Annotated in this window: 16 protein-coding genes and 1 pseudogene; 9 read left to right on the top strand and 8 right to left on the bottom strand. The window is 70.1% G+C overall.

The window, feature by feature from the left end:
• Positions 1-209 precede the first annotated feature (209 nt).
• Together EAS64_RS18185 and EAS64_RS18190 are read left to right on the top strand one after the other, a co-directional pair.
• Positions 210-1,853 (top strand): alpha/beta hydrolase, encoded by a 1,644-nt coding sequence (locus tag EAS64_RS18185; protein ID WP_145854175.1) that lies wholly within the window; start codon positions 210-212, stop codon positions 1,851-1,853.
• 55 nt (positions 1,854-1,908) lie between these two features.
• The gene (locus EAS64_RS18190) at positions 1,909-2,763 is read left to right on the top strand and encodes a GNAT family N-acetyltransferase (RefSeq protein WP_145854176.1); all 855 of its coding nucleotides are present in this window, start codon (positions 1,909-1,911) and stop codon (positions 2,761-2,763) included.
• Positions 2,764-2,868: 105 nt separating this feature from the next.
• Here EAS64_RS18190 and EAS64_RS18195 read toward each other — a convergent pair whose 3' ends face one another.
• Positions 2,869-3,372, bottom strand: coding sequence for a MarR family winged helix-turn-helix transcriptional regulator (locus tag EAS64_RS18195; protein ID WP_145854177.1), 504 nt, complete (start codon positions 3,370-3,372; stop codon positions 2,869-2,871).
• Between the two features lie 97 nt (positions 3,373-3,469).
• Here EAS64_RS18195 and EAS64_RS45930 point away from each other — a divergent pair.
• Positions 3,470-4,612, top strand: a pseudogene (locus tag EAS64_RS45930) (acyltransferase family protein); the annotation flags it as partial.
• Positions 4,613-4,680: 68 nt separating this feature from the next.
• Here the strand turns inward: EAS64_RS45930 and EAS64_RS18205 are convergent.
• Positions 4,681-5,751 carry a LysR family transcriptional regulator gene (locus EAS64_RS18205; protein ID WP_145854179.1) on the bottom strand — a complete coding sequence of 357 codons (1,071 nt, stop codon included), beginning with the start codon at positions 5,749-5,751 and terminating at the stop codon, positions 4,681-4,683.
• A 313-nt stretch (positions 5,752-6,064) separates the two neighbouring features.
• Here EAS64_RS18205 and EAS64_RS18210 point away from each other — a divergent pair, with 313 nt between their 5' ends.
• A complete protein-coding gene (locus EAS64_RS18210) occupies positions 6,065-6,529 on the top strand; it encodes an Lrp/AsnC family transcriptional regulator (protein ID WP_145854180.1) in 465 nt (154 codons plus the stop codon).
• A 17-nt stretch (positions 6,530-6,546) separates the two neighbouring features.
• Positions 6,547-6,732, top strand: coding sequence for a hypothetical protein (locus EAS64_RS18215; RefSeq protein WP_145854181.1), 186 nt, complete (start codon positions 6,547-6,549; stop codon positions 6,730-6,732).
• Between the two features lie 75 nt (positions 6,733-6,807).
• On the opposite strand, the gene EAS64_RS18220 is transcribed toward EAS64_RS18215, so the two are convergent.
• Positions 6,808-7,803, bottom strand: coding sequence for a LacI family DNA-binding transcriptional regulator (locus EAS64_RS18220; RefSeq protein ID WP_145854182.1), 996 nt, complete (start codon positions 7,801-7,803; stop codon positions 6,808-6,810).
• Between the two features lie 287 nt (positions 7,804-8,090).
• Between EAS64_RS18220 and EAS64_RS18225 the strand changes: the two genes are divergently transcribed.
• Positions 8,091-8,801, top strand: a complete 711-nt coding sequence (locus tag EAS64_RS18225; RefSeq protein WP_145854883.1) for an SDR family NAD(P)-dependent oxidoreductase — start codon at positions 8,091-8,093, stop codon at positions 8,799-8,801.
• 22 nt (positions 8,802-8,823) lie between these two features.
• Here EAS64_RS18225 and EAS64_RS18230 read toward each other — a convergent pair whose 3' ends face one another.
• The 3 genes from EAS64_RS18230 to EAS64_RS18240 form a co-directional block, all read right to left on the bottom strand.
• Entirely contained in the window at positions 8,824-9,123 is a 300-nt protein-coding gene (locus tag EAS64_RS18230) for a DUF3349 domain-containing protein (protein WP_145854183.1), read from the bottom strand.
• Positions 9,124-9,182: 59 nt separating this feature from the next.
• The gene (locus EAS64_RS18235; protein ID WP_145854184.1) at positions 9,183-10,115 is read right to left on the bottom strand and encodes a response regulator; all 933 of its coding nucleotides are present in this window, start codon (positions 10,113-10,115) and stop codon (positions 9,183-9,185) included.
• A 128-nt stretch (positions 10,116-10,243) separates the two neighbouring features.
• Positions 10,244-12,805: a sensor histidine kinase gene (locus tag EAS64_RS18240; RefSeq protein WP_145854185.1), complete on the bottom strand. Its 2,562-nt coding sequence runs from the start codon at positions 12,803-12,805 to the stop codon at positions 10,244-10,246.
• Between the two features lie 224 nt (positions 12,806-13,029).
• Here EAS64_RS18240 and EAS64_RS18245 point away from each other — a divergent pair, with 224 nt between their 5' ends.
• On the top strand, positions 13,030-13,365 hold the full coding sequence (locus EAS64_RS18245; protein WP_145854186.1) for an antibiotic biosynthesis monooxygenase family protein: 336 nt from the start codon (positions 13,030-13,032) through the stop codon (positions 13,363-13,365).
• A gap of 13 nt (positions 13,366-13,378) precedes the next feature.
• Positions 13,379-14,197, top strand: coding sequence for a class I SAM-dependent methyltransferase (locus tag EAS64_RS18250; RefSeq protein WP_187365989.1), 819 nt, complete (start codon positions 13,379-13,381; stop codon positions 14,195-14,197).
• Positions 14,198-14,235: 38 nt separating this feature from the next.
• Here the strand turns inward: EAS64_RS18250 and EAS64_RS18255 are convergent, their stop codons facing one another.
• Positions 14,236-14,493 (bottom strand): hypothetical protein, encoded by a 258-nt coding sequence (locus tag EAS64_RS18255; RefSeq protein WP_145854188.1) that lies wholly within the window; start codon positions 14,491-14,493, stop codon positions 14,236-14,238.
• Positions 14,486-15,406 carry a hypothetical protein gene (locus EAS64_RS18260; protein WP_145854189.1) on the bottom strand — a complete coding sequence of 307 codons (921 nt, stop codon included), beginning with the start codon at positions 15,404-15,406 and terminating at the stop codon, positions 14,486-14,488. Before EAS64_RS18260 ends, EAS64_RS18255 begins: the two co-directional genes overlap by 8 nt.
• Positions 15,407-15,510: 104 nt before the next feature.
• Here EAS64_RS18260 and EAS64_RS18265 point away from each other — a divergent pair, with 104 nt between their 5' ends.
• Positions 15,511-16,020, top strand: a complete 510-nt coding sequence (locus tag EAS64_RS18265; RefSeq protein WP_145854190.1) for a GNAT family N-acetyltransferase — start codon at positions 15,511-15,513, stop codon at positions 16,018-16,020.
• The last annotated feature ends 5 nt before the right edge of the window (positions 16,021-16,025 follow it).

Below are 16,025 nucleotides of genomic sequence, written 5' to 3' on the forward strand. Positions count from 1 at the left end.
TGCCCCATGCCGAATCTCGTTGCGGAAAAGGCCAAAGTGCAACGATGGGCATCGAATTAATGTCAGCGCGTATCGAAATGGTGGCACGCTGTCATCGCGCGTGACGGCGACCGTGGGTGACGATGCGGACTGCGATCGTCGCGTTTCGTGACGCTCCCGGGGGTCACGACGGGCCGTCCCGGTCAGCCCGATGGGGCAGGATGGGTGGCATGCTGATTTCCCGCACGACGAGGACCGCGACCGCCGCGGTGGTGGCCGCGGTGGTGGCGGGCCTGTCCGCGTGCACCGCTGGCGGGTCCTCGTCCGTTAGCGCTCCGCCCGGCGGCAACACCACCGGGGCGTCCGGGGGGTCCGGGGGGTCGGGGGGGTCTAGTGCTCCCACGGCCGCGAGTCATGCGACGACGGCCGCACCGGGGTCGTCCGCGATCGTGCCGCAGGCGTCGGGGCTGCACTGGACGCCCTGCACCGGCCTGCTCGCCGGCATAGAGTGCGCCTCGCTCACGGTGCCGCTGAACTACGCGGACCCCGGCGGCAGGAAGATCACGCTCGCTCTCTCAATGGTCCCCGCCACCGCGCCCGCCGCGCAGCAGCAGGGCGTCATGCTGGTTAACCCCGGCGGACCTGGTGAGCCTGGCCGCTCGCTGGCCGGCGCGGTCGCCGCGGGGATCGACCCGAAGGTGGCGGCGACCTACGACATCGTCGGCTTCGACCCGCGCGGCGTCGGGGCGTCCACCCCCGCGCTCAGCTGCGACCCGGGCTTCTTCAAGGGCGTGCGCCCGGACTACATCCCGGCGAGCGCCACGGCGGAGCAGGTGCTTATCGCCCGGGCGAAGTCGTATGCCACGGGCTGCGAGAAGCGGTACGGCTGGTTCCTGCCCTACGAGACGACGGTGAACAGCGCGCGGGACATGGACCAGATCAGGCAGGCCTTCGGTGTCAGCCAGCTCAGCTATTACGGGTTCTCCTACGGCACCTACCTCGGTCAGGTGTACGGGACGATGTTCCCGGACCGGGTCCGCCGGATGGTGCTCGATTCCACGGTCGACCCGACGGGTGCCTGGTACGCGGACAACATCAGCCAGGACTACGCCTTCCAGGGCCGGATTCAGGCGTTCTTCGCATGGATCGCCAAATACGACTCCACCTACCACCTGGGCAGCACCGCGGCGCAGGTCCAGGCCGCGTACCAGCGGGCGCGCGCGCAGCTGGCGCGCGCCCCGCTTATCGGCCCTGACGGCCCGATGATCGGGCCCGACGAGCTCGACGACACGATCCTGATCGGCGGGTACCTGAACGCGGTGTGGCCCGATTTCGCGCAGGCGCTTTCCGAATACCTCAACAACGGCAGCAGCGGCGCCCTGGTCTCCCAGTACGAGGAATGGGGCAGGCAGAGCGAGAACACCTTCGCGGTCTACAACGCGGTCGAGTGCGCCGACGTGAACTGGCCGCGGAACTGGGCGAAGTGGCAGGCGGACACCGAGCGGGTATACAAGACCGCGCCGTTCCAGGCATGGGACAACGCCTGGTTCAACGCCGCCTGCGCGTTCTGGCCGGTCAAGGGCGCGAGCGAGCCCTTCAAGGTGGACGGGGCGAAGCTGCCCCCGGTCCTCATGCTGCAGGGCACGCTGGACGCGGCCACCCCGTACCAGGGCGCGCAGACCGCCCACAAGCTGCTGCCCACCGCGCGCATGGTCGTGGTGGAGGGCGGCGGCAACCACGGCCAGTCCCTCGAGTCGCCCGCCAACAACTGCGTGCAGAATTACGTCAACGGCTACCTCGACGCCGGCACCGTGCCTGACAAGGCGGGGCTGGTGAACGCCACCTGCAGCCCGACCCTCGACCCGGCGCCATGATCTCTTGAGGCCATGCTGTGCGGCTACGCCGGGCAGATGCGGCTAGTCTGGCAATATGTTGCGCGTTAGGCAGCGGTCGGAGCAGGCGCGGCTGCTGGACGACCGCGACCGGGCGGCGGCTCTCGAGCTGTGCGCCGCGGACCCGGTAGCGAACGTGTTCGTGGAGTCGAGGATTAGGGCGTTCGGACTGGACCCTGGCCGGCTCGGCGCCCAGATGTGGGGCTTCGAGCAGGGCGGGCGGCTGATCTCGCTCTGCTATGGTGGCGCCAACCTGGTCCCGGTGCAGGCCACCGGGCCGGCAATCGGCGCGTTCGCCGACCGGGCGCTGCGCCAGGGCAGACGCTGCTCGTCCATCGTCGGCGATTCCGCGGTCGTCACCGAGCTGTGGGGATATCTGCGGCCGCACTGGGGACCCGCCCGTGACGTGCGTGCCGCCCAGCCGCTGATGGCGATCGATGGCCCGTCGCCTGTCGCGCCCGACCCTGATGTGCGCCGGGTCCGCATGGACGAGATCGATGTGCTGCTGCCCGCCTCCATCGCCATGTTCACCGAGGAGGTGGGCATCTCGCCGCTGAACGGCGACGGCGGCGCTTCCTACCGGGCCCGGGTCGCCGAGCTTGTCAGGTCGGGCCGCGCGTTCGCGCGGTTCGAGGACGGCCGCGTCGTCTTCAAGGCCGAGGTTGGCGCGGCGACTCCGCAGGCCTGTCAGGTCCAGGGCGTCTGGGTCGCACCCGACCGCCGCGGCCGCGGCCTCGCCGCCCCTGGCATGGCCGCGGTCGTCGAACTAGCCAGGGCGTCGATCTCGCCGGTGGTCTCGCTGTACGTCAACGACTTCAACACCCCGGGCCGCGCCACCTACCGGCGGGCCGGCTTCCGCGAGGTCGGCGAGTTCATGTCGGTGCTGTTCTAGCCGGGCCTAGCGGAACCGCCAGCCGGCCGCCTCGCAGCCGCGCGTCGCGCGCCTGCTGATGCTGTATTGCGGCGCGGCCCAATTAACGTTAATTCAGTACCTGAATTAATCGCGGTCGCGAGTGAGGCGGAGCCTTTCCAGTAGCGGCTCGCAGGCGCTGGCGAGCGCGGCGAGTTCCGCGGAATCGAGCAGGTCGATGAAATGCTCACGCACGCTCGCCACGTGAAAGGGCGCGACCTGCTCGATGGTGGCCGCGCCGCGGGCGGTAAGCACCGCGAACGTGCCGCGCTTGTCGCCGTCGCAGCCCTCCCTGCTGACCAGGCCCCTGTTCTCCATCCGGTTGATCTGGTGGGAGAGCCTGCTGCGGGACTGCGCGGTCCGCTCGGCGAGCTCCGTCATCCGCATGCGGCTGAGCGGCGCCTCGGAAAGCTCGACGAGGATCTCATAGTCGTGCATGGACAGCTCGTAGGGGTGCAGATCCCTGTCGAGCTGGCGCATCAGCAGCTGTGCCAGGCGGATGTACGCACGCCAGGCGCGCTGTTCCTCGTCGCTGAGCCAGCGCGGCGGGCCGGTTCGCGGATCACCGTCAGTCAGGGATTGCGTCGGCATAGGAGTAACCTACCCGTCGCTCTTGGTGGCGGCTACCGGGGTGCCGGACCTGGCGGCGTGGCGCCGCCCGCGATGCGGGTGCGGTAACGTCGACCAGATGTCGGAGAGCAGGCAACGGCTGGCGTGGCTCGACGCCCTGCGCGGGTTCGCCGCGCTGTGCGTCGTCTTCGACCATGGGTCGACGCTGCTGCTGATGCCTGTCCGGTCATACCTGTACCACTGGCTCAACCTCGGCCAGTACGGCGTCTTCGTGTTCTTCCTGGTCAGCGGCTACATTGTGCCGGCCTCGCTGGAGCGCAAGGGGTCTATACGCGGGTTCTGGATCAGCCGCGCGTTCCGGCTCTACCCGATGTTCCTGATCGTTATCGCGCTGTCCGCGATGTCCTACCTGACCGGGCACGGCACCGTCGCGAACGCGGGCAGGCACCCGCTGACCGCGCTGCTCGGCTGGCTGTTCATGCTGCAGAACCTGGTCGCGGGCATCAACCTGCCTGTCGTGATCTGGACGCTGTCCTATGAGATGGTCTTCTATCTGCTGCTCGCCGCGCTGTTCAGCTGGGGGATTCACCGGCGCAGCGGCTGGTACGCCTCGGCCTTCGCGGCCGGCGCGCTGCTGTTCGGCGGCGTGCTGCCGATGGCGGCGCTCGGCCACTGGTCAAACGGGCCAAACCACGCCGCGCTCGTACTGAACCTGACGGTGGACGCCCTGGTCCTGGCCGGGCTCGCCGCCTCGCTCTCCGCGCGCTCCGGCGTGGCACGGGCGGGCACGACGCTCGCCGGACTTGTCGCCTTCGTCCTCGTCATGGTCAACCAGCACTATCCCTATCCGTGGTCCGGCTGCGTGATCCTCGCGCTGATGTTCACCGGCACGCTGATCTACCGCGCCGAGCAGGGCCAGGCGGGCAAGTGGACCGCCGCCGCGATCGTCGCGACCGTGCTCGCGCTGACCACGGTCGCGGGGGTCTGGCACGGCGCGCGGCACCACGATCACCACTGGCAGGTCACCTGGGCGACGTCGGTGCTGCTCGCGGGCGCCACGTTCGGCATCGGGCTCGCGGTCAGGCGCTGGCGGGTGCCGCGCTGGTGCGCCTGGCTCGGCATGGTCAGCTACTCGGTTTACCTGCTGCACCCGCTGGTCTTCGACGCGTACCGCTCGGTGCCCGAGCTGCACCGCAAGCACACGCTGGCGGGCCAGGCGCTGTACTTCGCCGCCCTCATCGCGGTGATCGTCGGGCTGAGCGCGCTCGCCTACTACCTGGTCGAGAAGCCGATGCAGGGGCTCGGGCGGCGGGTGGCGGCCCGGTTCGGCTACGCCACGGGCACCGCGTCCGGCGCCGGCGCTCCCGGTGACAGCCTGCCCGGAGCGGGTGCTCCGGGCAGGAGTGCCGCCGACGGAGATGCGCCGGCCGCGGCCAGCCGCAGCGCCTCGAGCAGCACAGCGGTCGCGGGCGGGTCGGGCGGCTCGCCGTAGCGGACGGCCACCACCGACCGCCGCGTGCCGCGGAGCCTGGCGGTGCGCACCCCCGGGTTGCGTGCCGCGCGCAGCGCCAGATCGGGCAGTAGCGTGACGCCAAGGCCCGCGGTCACCAGGGCCTGCGCCGCGACGAAGTCGTCGGTGGTGAATGAGATTCGCGGCGTGAACCCGGCCGAGGCGCACTGCTGCAGCAGGTGCTCGCGGCACCGGTCGCAGCCGGCGATCCAGCGGTGGTCCGCCAGCCGGGCCAGGTCGGCCGCCCACAGCTCGGTCACGGCGGGGGCAAGCGGCGGCTCACCGCCGAGCAGTGTCGTGTCCGGCATGATCAGGTGCACCGCCTCGGAAAGCAGCAGCTGCTCCCTGACGTCCTCGTGCTCCATGGCGGCGACCGGGTCGTCCTCGTCCTCGCCCGCCGCGATGTCTAGCGCCCCGATCCTTGTCCCGTCGGCTGTCTCGTGCCGGAAGATCAGCGCCACATCGACGTACCCGGCGCGGAGCATGCGCAGCGCCTCGGGCGGCTCCGCCTCGGTCAGCCGCAGGTCCACGCTCGGGTGCCGCTCGTGCAGTATCGCCGCGGCGGCGGGCACGATGGTGCCGAGCGCGGAGGGAAAGACCGCGAGCCGCAGCCGCCCGGCGCGCAGGCCGGCGAACACCGCGAGCTCGTTCTCTGCCGCGTCCAGGCGGCCGAGCACTTCGACGGCCCGCTCGGCGAGCAGCCGGCCCGCGTCGGTCAGCCGGATGCCGCGGCCTGCTCGCTGGACGAGCTTAGTGCCGGTCTCCGCCTCGAGCCTGGCCAGGTGATGACTGACCGACGGCTGCGCGTAGTTCAGCGCGTGGGCCGCCGCGGTCACCGACCCATGCCTGGCCACGGCGACGAGCACGCGCAGCCTGGTTACATCCAGCATGGTCCGACTATAGACGCTATTGATCGGTCCGCCCAGACTCTCATATCAGGCTAATTCGTGCAGGTCACGGCCTTATTGAAAGACAGCCCAAGTTTTTCTCCCGGCCGGGTAAACCAGTCAGCCGGCCGCTGCGTCCTACATGTGAGGCTCGGTGAAAGCGGGACACCGAGCCTCAGTCACGTCTGCCGGGGGGCGCTCCGCGCGGGCCGCCCATAGCGGGAGCGGCCCGCGCGGACCGGAAGCCAGCGGACCGGGGACCCGCGGCGCCGGCGTGCCGTACCGCGTGGCCTGCCGCGTGCCATGATGGTGGACGATGAGCCTGGATGAGATTGACGCGCGCATTGTTACCGCGCTGATCGCCGATGCCCGTGCCAGCTACGCCGTGATCGGGAACCAGGTCGGCCTTTCCGCGCCCGCCGTTAAGCGGCGGGTGGACCGGCTCCGCGCCACCGGCGCGATCACCGGGTTCTCCGCGCGGGTCGATCCCGCGGCACTCGGCTGGACGACGGAGGCCTACGTGGAGCTGTTCTGCGGCGGGTCGACCACGCCTGAGGAGATCGGGGCGGCCGTGCGGCGGCACCCGGAGGTGACGGATGCCTGCACCGTCACCGGCGACGCGGACGCGCTCATCCACATCAGGGCCTCGGACATCAGGCATTTCGAGCAGGTGGTGGAGCGGATCGCCGCGGAGCCCTTTGTCCATCGGACACGGAGCGTAATCGTACTATCGAGGCTGGTGGAACGCGCGGACGCTATTGCCCCGCATACCCGCTCGTAAGCGGGTAGTGTCTGGGCATGCCAGAAACAGACAGTGACGCAAGTGCGGACACCGCCCGCTTCCAGGCGTTCAAGGACCGCAGCGACGAACTTCCCTCCCCGTGGCGGATGCGGGCATCGGGGTCCAAGATCGGCATCCTCTCCCTCATCGTGATCGTGGTCGCCATCTTCGCCGCGCTCATCGGGAGCCTGCTCGTCGGCTGAGCCCATGGCTGATCCCCCGGCGGCCGCTGACTCGTGGCAGCCTGCCTGATTGCCCGGTTACCCTGATTGCCCGGTTTACCCGGTCAATGGGTGCTCGACGAGCCGGACCGGGACCTCGATACGGCGCGGCGGCGTTTCCTCCCCGGCCACCCGGCGGATGAGCAGCTCGCCGGCCGTGCGCCCGATGAGCACCGGGTCGTATTTGAGCACGGAGACCGGCGGCGAGACTAGGTCGGCGAACTCGAAGTCGCCGAACCCGACGACCGCCACCCGGTTGTGCTCGTCGCCAAGCGCCCGCAGCGCGGCCGTGGTCAGCCCCTGATCGGCGCAGAGCACCGCGGTCACCGGCGCGCCGGACAGCGTTCCCGGCTCAAGCGCTGCCCAGCCGGGATCGGCGGCGATCCCGGCCGCGGTCATCGCCTCGGCGTACCCGGCGCGGAACTGCCGCGACCGGTACGAGCCCGGCTCGGCAAGCAGCAGGCCGATCTCCCGGTGGCCGCGCGCGATCAGGTGCGCGGTCCCGGCCCGCGCGCCGCCCCGCTCGTCGGGCAGCACCGCGTCGGCTTGCACCAGTTCCGGCGGGCGCAGCGCGAACACGGTGGCCACGCCGGCCTCGATCTCCGAGACCAGGTAGTCGTGCGAACCTGGCGTGGGAATGATCACGAGCCCGTCGACGCGGCGCGCGCACATGGCGAGCGCCAACCGCTCCTCGCGATCGGGATCCCGGTCCGTCGAGCCCGTGAACAGCAGGTAGCCCTGCTCCCGCGCGATGCTCTCCAGGCCCCGGTATACGGCGGCCTGATCCGGGTCGGTCCACGTGTCGGCGATGAACCCCAGCGTGGCGGTGCGCCCGGTGCGCAGCAGCCGCGCGGACTCGTTCCTGCGGAAACCAAGGTCCTCGATCGCGCCCTGCACCCGCCTTGCCGTCTCCGGCGTCACGCCAGGCTCCCCGTTCACCACCCGCGAGACGGTCTTCAGCGCCACGCCCGCCCGGGACGCGACATCCTTCATGGTCGGCCGCCCGCCGCCGGCGGAGATGCTGCCGCGCATGGCGTGTACCTGATTACTCATTTGTTCCCCCCGCCTACATTTTGCTCATCGTCCCCGGAACGGAAACGGCCGCAACCGTTCGGCGTCATATCGGGACCGTGACCACCGGCCGGCGGGAGAGTGCAGCTGACCGTCGCGGCGGACTTGCCGCTCTTTCCTTTTTGACGCGCGGCCGGCGGTGCCCGTTCCCGGCGATATCCGCAGTTAGCCGGCACATCGCCCGCGCCGGGCCGCGCCGGCACCGTTACCGGTGGCAAGATAGGCGGGGTGGGTTTTCCTCGCGGAGCTAGGGCGGTGACGTCGTGACCATGCCGGCGCGCTCGCAGCTGCCGGTTGCCGTGGTCACCGGCGCCAGCCAGGGCGTCGGACTCGAGGTGTGCCGGCAGCTCGCCGCCCTCGGGTACGCGGTGGTGCTCGGCTCACGCGACCTGCGGCGCGCGGAGTCCGCGGCCAAGGAGCTCGACGCCGACGGCGAGCGGGTCACCCCCGCGCACATCGAGGTCGACAACTCGGTCAACGTCGGCCAGCTCGCGACCTGGATTCAGCAGCGCTTCGGCCGGGTGGACGCGATCGTGAACAACGCCGCGACCCAGCCCGACCGGTGGGCGACGGCAGGGACCAGTGATCTTTCCCCGGTGGCGGAGGCGCTCGACGTGAACCTGTTCGGCGCCTGGCGGGTGATCCAGGCGCTGCTGCCGCTGCTGCGCCGCTCGCCGCGGCCGCGGATCGTGAACGTGTCAAGCGAGGCCGGTTCCATCGCGCTGATGAGCGGCGGCCGGCCGGCCTACAGCATTTCCAAGGCGGCGCTCAACGCGCTGACCCGCAGCCTGGCCGGCGAGCTGTACCGGGACGGCATCCTGGTCAACGCCGTGGACCCGGGTTCCGTAACCGGCGAAGGCGCCCGGGGCGGCGGGAGATCCGCTGCCCAGGCCGCCGCGAGCGTCGTCTGGGCGGTGAGCCTGCCGAATGGCGGCCCGACCGGGACATTCACCAGGGACGGCAGGGAACTGCCCTGGTAATCGCGTTAGTCGCTGGCCGTCCCTAGTCTCGCGTCGGATCGGCCAGCGGCCAGCCGCCGGCCGCGAGGTGGGCGCGGACCCGGTTGATGTCGGACTCGTGCACCTCGGGGTCGTGGGTGATCGCGCTGATCGCTGCCTTCATCGCATCCGCCGACTCGGGGTCGGCGGAGAACGACAGCTCGTTGACGATGAGGGTGACCTCGTCGTTGGTCAGCTGGCTGCCGAGCAGGGCGAAGAGCGGAAGGTAGTCGTGCTCGGGTACGCCCTCCGGGTAGCTCCGCCGATGAGCGCGTGCGATGAACGCAAACGCCACATACGCCACGTCAGCACCCTGCGTAAAGTACTCACGTATTGCGAATCTCTTTTTACTCTGCGTTGCGGTCAGGAGGACCGTTCGCCGCCCGCGCTTGGCGGCTGATAGCGGTACCCCATGCCGGGCTCCGTGATCAGCCAGCGCGGCCGCGCGGGGTCCGGCTCAAGCTTGCGGCGCAGCTGCGCCATGTAAAGCCGCAGGTTGCCGCCCGCGTTGTCGTACCCGGGGCCCCACACGTCGTGCAGCAGCTGCCGGTGGCTGAGCAGCTTGCCAGGGTTCCGCAGCAGCACCTCGAGCAGGTGCCATTCGGTCGGCGTCAGCCTGATGTCGCCGTCCGGCTGCGGGTCCGCGTCGCCCGCCGCTTCCCCCGCCTCCGAACGGGTGCGGCTTACACCGGCGAGCGCCACCTTCCCCTCATCGCCGTGGCGGGCATCCCGCAACCGGGCTTCGTCCCTCGGCCCGCCGTTGTTCGGCCCGCCGTCGTTCGGTCCGCCGTCGTTCGGCCGGCTGGCCCTGTCCCGAGAGCGCACAGCGTCGTTGGACCTAGGCGGGTCGTCCTCCGCCGCCTGCCTGATGACCCGCTTCGCCGCCAGGTCGATGGTGAGATCGCCGAGCTGCACCCGGGGCGGCGCCTCCGCGGCAGGGGTGCGCCGCACGGCGGCGCGCATCCGGGCGAGCAGCTCGTCCATGCCGAACGGCTTAGTCACGTAGTCGTCGGCGCCCGCGTCGAGCGCCTCCACCTTGTCGGCGGAATCGGCCCGCCCCGACAGCACGATGATCGGCACGGCCGTCCAGCCGCGCAGCCCGCCGATCACCTCCACCCCGTCCATGTCGGGCAGCCCAAGGTCGAGGATGACCAGGTCCGGCGGATGCGCCCCGGCGTACTCAAGCGCCTGCGCCCCGGTGGCCGCCGTCGCCACCTCGTACTGCCGTGCCCGCAGGTTGATCCGTAGCGCCCGCAGGATCTGCGGCTCGTCATCGACCACAAGAACCCGCGTCATGCGCCTGTCACCCCTTTCGCCCTCATCCCCCTGCATGTTCTGCCCACACCCGCCAGCCGACTATCCACGGCCCGCCGACCACTCCTACCCCATCAGGCACTTTGGTCACACTGGTCTTTCTGAGCCCGTTAGTCACCAGGGGCTGCCGGGAGGCTGATCGTCATCGTGAGCCCGCCGCCCGGGGTGTCCTCGGCGGTGAGCGTGCCCCCCATGGCCTCGGTCAGGCCGCGCGACAGCGCGAGCCCGAGCCCGACCCCCGTCGTGTTGTCGGTGTCGCCGAGCCGCTGGAACGGCACGAACATCTGCTCCCTGTCCTGCTCGGGGATGCCAGGGCCGCGGTCGACCACCCGCAGCTCCACCCGGTCGCCGAGTGCCGAGGCGGCGAGCAGCGGCGCCTTGCCCGCGGGTGAGTAGCGCAGCGCGTTCTCCGTTAGGTTCACCACCACCCGTTCGAGGATGGCCGGGTCTACCCGGACGGCGGGCAGCGTCTCGGGTATCTCGACGGTGATCTCCCGCCCGGCCGGACCGAGGTCGTCGAGGGCGAGCGCGACGATTTCATCGAGGCCGGACGGGCGCGGGAACAGGGAGAGCGCACCCGCCTGCAGCCTGGACATGTCCAGCAGGTTGCCGACAAGGCGGGTGAGCTTGTCGAGTGACTCGTCGGCGGTGGCGAGCAGTTCGGCGGTGTCTGTCTCGTTCCAGCGCATGTCGCGCGCGCGCAGCGAGGTGACCGCGGCCTTGGCGGAGGCGAGCGGGCTGCGCAGGTCATGGCTGACGGCGGCGAGCAGCGCGGTGCGCATCCGGTCGGCGGCGGCGATCGGCTTGGCGGCCTCCGCCTCGGCGGCGAGCCGCTGCTGCTCAAGCGCGACGGCGGCGTAGGCGGCGAACGCGCCGAGCACGCGCCGGTCGCTGGCCGGCAGCGGCCGGCCGGCCAGGGCGAGCGTGAGCGTGTCGGAGACGGGAATGTCCACGTCGGCGTCGTCCGGCCGGGTCACCGGTGCGTCGCCCGAGCAGGCGGCGACGCGCCACTCAGCGGACGGCCCGCGCCCCGCGGTGACCTGCTGGTCTTGCCGTTCGAGCAGGCTGGCCGAGCGCATGCCGAAGGCTTCCCTTGCCCGTTCGAGCAGCGCGTCGAGCGCGCCCTGGCCGCGCAGGATGGACCCGGCCGTGGTCACGAGCAGCTCGGACTCGGCGTTGGCGCGCGCCGCCTGCTTGGACCGGCGAGCTGTCATGTCCACAATCCAGCTCACCACGAGCCCCACGGCGACGAACACGCCGAGCGCGAGCGCGTTGTTCGCCTCGGCGATCGTGAACTTGTACAGCGGCGGCGTGAAGTAGTAGTTCAGCAGCAGCGACGCCGCGATGGCCTCCGCCACGGCGGGCAGGAACCCGCCGACGACCGCGACGGCGATCACCGCAACAAGGAACGCGAGCACATCGCTCGTCAGGTTGATGCCTGACCGGTTGATGGCGAGCCCGAGCGTCACGAGCGGTGCGAGCACCACGGCGAGAATCCATCCGGCGGCCTGCCGCTGCCTGGTGATTCCGCCGCGGTAGCGGGGGAGGATGCCCCAGCGGCTGCCGGCGTGCGAGTGGGTGACCATGTGCACGTCGATAGCGCCCGAGTCGCGGATGGTCCGCGCCCCGATCCCCGGGCCGGTGAGCATGGCGAGCAGCCAGGACCGGCGGCTGGCGCCGATCACCAGCTGCGTGGCGTTCTCGGCTTTCGCGAACGTGAGGAGCGCCTCGGCGATGTCGTCGCCGACGACCTGGTGGTAGGTGCCGCCGAGCGACTCCACGAGCTGCCGCTGCCTGGCCAGGTTGGCCGGGTTGGCGCCGGTGAGCCCGTCGGACTTGGTGACGTGCACGGCGAGCAGGTCGCCGCCGGAGACCCGGGCGGCGATCCGCGCCGCCCGCCTGATCAGCGTGTCGCCCTCGGGGCCGCCGGTGAGAGCGACGACGACCCGTTCCCGCGCCTCCCAGGTGGAGGTGATGTCGTGCTCGTGCCGGTAGCGCTGCAGTCCCTCGTCGACCTTGTCGGCCAGCCAGAGCAGCGCGAGTTCGCGCAGCGCGGTCAGGTTCCCGGCGCGGAAGTAGTTGGTGAGCGCCGCGTCGATCTTCTCCGGCGGGTAGATGTTCCCGTGCGCCATCCGGCGGCGCAGCGCCTCGGCAGTCATGTCGACAAGCTCGACCTGGTCCGCGGCCCGCACCACGGCGTCGGGCACGGTCTCCCGCTGCGGCACCCCGGTGATCTGCTCGACCACGTCGGTCACGGACTCGAGGTGCTGGATGTTGACCGCGGAGATCACGTCGATGCCCGCGTCGAGCAGCTCGGCGACGTCCTGCCAGCGCTTGGCGTTCCGCGAGCCTGGCACGTTGGTGTGCGCGAGCTCGTCGACAAGCGCGATCTGCGGATGGCGGGCGAGCACCGCGTCGACGTCCATCTCTTCCCACTCGCTGCCCCGGTAGGCCAGCTTCTTGCGGGGGACAATCTCAAGCCCGTCGAGCAGCGCTATGGTCTGCGGCCGCTGGTGCGGCTCGGCGAACGCGACAACCACGTCCGCTCCGCGCTCCGCCCGGCGGTGCCCCTCGGAGAGCAAGGCGAACGTCTTCCCGACTCCGGCAGCGGCCCCAAGGTAGATCCGCAATTGCCCCCGCGGCACGACGCGGCCTTCGCCATATCCGGCCATACTTCCAATTCTGCGGCAACGCCGCAGGTCCCTCATGCCGGCCTAACGACATCCATGCAACCTTCCGGCACGGTCAGGTTCCGTCATCTCCACCCAATTCCCCGGCCCCCGCCGCCTGCCGGCAGCCCTTCCCGCCAGCCTCCCTTCCACCCCGCTCAGTCCTGCTGGCCCTCCCCTTCCTCCCTCCTGCCGCTGCCCTCGTGCCGGACTGGCATGATCGGTTCATGAGTGTCGTGAAGATCAACGCCATCACCGTCCCCGCCGACAGCGGCGACGAGCTCGCGCACCGCTTCGCCGCACGGGCGGGCGCGGTCGATAGCCAGGCGGGATTCGAAGGCTTCGAGCTGCTCAAGCCGACCGATGACCGCACGACGTGGCTGGTGGTGACCCGCTGGCGGGACGAGGAGTCTTTCCAGGCGTGGCTGAGCTCCCCGTCCTTCGGGCATGGCCACCGGTCCGCCGCCGAACGCGCTGGCGGCGAGGCGCCCAAGCCGGTCTCGGTGCACAGCGAGCTGTGGTCCTACGAGGTGGCGGGCGGCTCGGCGGGCCAGGCCAACTGACCGGCCGCGCCCCATGCCCCCCGACCCGTGGGCCGACGGCCTCTACCTGCGCTCGGTGCAGTACAAGACCGATGCGAACCTGTCCGCTCGCCAGTCCATCTACGCCTTCCAGCACCCGACCGTCGACCTCCCCGCACGCGTGCTCGACCTGGCAGCTCCGGCCGCGTCGGACACCGTCGCGGACATCGGCTGCGGCAACGGCAGGTACCTGGCCGACCTCGCCAGGCGCGGCTTCACTGGCCGCGTGCTAGGCGCCGACCTGTCCCTCGGCATGCTCCGGGCGGCCCGCGATCACCTGAACACCGCCACCGCCGCAGATGCGACTTGCTCCTCCTCCATCGCCCTGATCAGCGCCGACGCGGCCGCGTTGCCGCTCCGCGAGGACGCTGCAGACGTCACTCTCGCCAGCCACATGCTGTACCACGTACCCGAGCCCGCCGCCGCGCTCAGCGAACTGCGCCGCGTCACCCGTCCCGGCGGCCGGGTCCTCATCGTCCTCAACGGCGCCGCCCACCTCCGCCAGCTCCGCGCCGCTCTCGCGGCCGCACGGGGTCAGGACCCGGCGACCCTCGCCGAGCGCGTCACCCTCGACGACGGCGAGGCACTCGCGAGATCCTTCTTCCCCCGGGTAACCAGGCACGACTTCCCCGCAGAACTCCGCATCCCGGACCCCGCCCCGATCGCGGACTACATCCGCTCGATGCCAGGCACCCACGACCACGCCGACCCCGACGCCCTCATCGAGGCCGCCCTTTCAGCCCTCCCCGTGACCCCCACTGGCCACCGCACCATCACCACTCACGCAGGTTGCCTAATCGCCGAGTTCGACTGACTCCGCCCCGCTGCAATCGCGAATCGCGCGAACAATGGCTACTCGCCCACTTCGGCCCTTGCGCGCATCCGGTTGACAATCTGGTTGGCTTCCTCAGTGCTGATGGGAGTGAAATCGTACATGGTATCGCCGCGTTCCGCAGAATAGAGGAGAGGGGAGAACTCCCATCTCAGATTCCGAGAAAACACCTCGTCGGTCTGTCCCTCATCGGTCTTAACGCGGCGGAACACGCCCAGCGGCCGTTCCGGGCTGCTGTCCGCATCGAAAATCGCGTAGTAGGTTGTCTGCTCACCCATGTCTCTTTGGGAACTCCTCGATCTCGGCGGCGCCAGGGGGTGTGGCGACCAGTTCGTTTACCTGCTTCTGGTATGCCTCAAGTTCCGCCCGTTCTGCCTGCGAAATCCCAGAGCGCCGGAGTCGCTCGTAGGCGCCGTGGGTCAGTTCTTTGGCCGCAAGACTTTCCGGCGTATGGAACTGGATCTCAAAGCGGAGTCCGGTATCTGGGTTGCGCCACTGGCTGTTGATTCCCTTGTACTGTTCCTTTTCCCATAGGTTCTTGAGCTTGACGAGCTCGAACCCTTCTTCCTTAACACGCTGTACGTCAGAGATAACTCCTTCAGCGTAGTATTCCTGACTGTACCTGAGAGTGAACCTCACGGCGTCTGGAATCTTTGCCAAGGCCTGGCCTGTGGTGAGGTCTGGCTCCACGAGCAAAACATTCGCGGCTTTCTCCTTCAGGCGGTCTTCGCCCTTGAGCAGGTGGTCCAGGCCCGCCAGGTACCGCTGGGGATCGGCAGCCTCGATTCGCTGCATCGCGGGGAAGATGACCTCCTTGCCCTGCTGGCGGATCTCCGCGCAGACCTGGGTGGCCTCGGCGTTCTGTTCGGCGGTGAGCATCCGGTCCGTGTCTGTGCCCCACGACCCGTCCGGCCGGGTACCGGGAACTACGCGTTCCTGCTCCGGGTACCTGTCGAGGTGCTCCTCCCACGCCGCGCGCAGCTTAGGAACGGCAGTCGCCCACGAGCCGCCGTCGGAGGTGCGTGACTGGTCCGCGATGGCGTGGTAGCGGCGGGACTCGGCTGCGCGGAGTTCGGGATCGGTGAGCATGACCTGGTCCGCACCTGGTGCGGGGCGGGAATCGAGGTCCGCGCTATCCAGGTCGTGGACGTGCAGGGGAGGGTCGCCTTCGTCGGTCCGGTCGACCGCCACCGCCCATCACCTCACCGCGCGAAGGTTGCCCGCGTCGTGCGCCTCATGGTGAGGAACGGATATGTCCGACATTGGGTTCGCCTGCCCTTCGCTAGGCTCCTGCCATGGCCGAGCAAGAGGGGCTGACGTTCCGTCACCCGGTTCCCGAAGACCAGCCCGCGGTGCTGGCCGTCCTTGACGAGTGGTGGGGCGGGCAGGGCGGCGCGGCCCGAGCCGCGGAGCGCGCGTCGCTGCTGCCCCTGCTGTTCTTCCAGCACTTCACCGACACCAGCTTCGTGGCCGAGCGCGATGGTCGTCTGGCCGGCTTCCTGATCGGCTTCCTGTCTCAGTCCCGGCCAGACGAGAGCTACATCCACTTCGTCGGGGTATCGCCTGACCTGCGGGGAGAGGGCCTTGGCCGCCTGCTGTACGAGCGGTTCTTCGAGCTCAGCCGGTCCCGCGGGCGCAGCAGGGTGCGGTCGATCACCTCGCCGTCCAACAGCGGCTCCTACCGCTTTCATCTGCGGATGGGCTTCGCCGCGGAGCCAGGTCCCCGGTCGTTCGACGGGCGGCCGGTGCATCCCGACTACGACGGCCCAGGGCTCGACCGGGTGCTGTTCACCCGGGGCATCTGACGCTT

This window comes from Trebonia kvetii (assembly GCF_007827045.1).
Lineage (GTDB): Bacteria > Actinomycetota > Actinomycetes > Streptosporangiales > Streptosporangiaceae > Trebonia > Trebonia kvetii.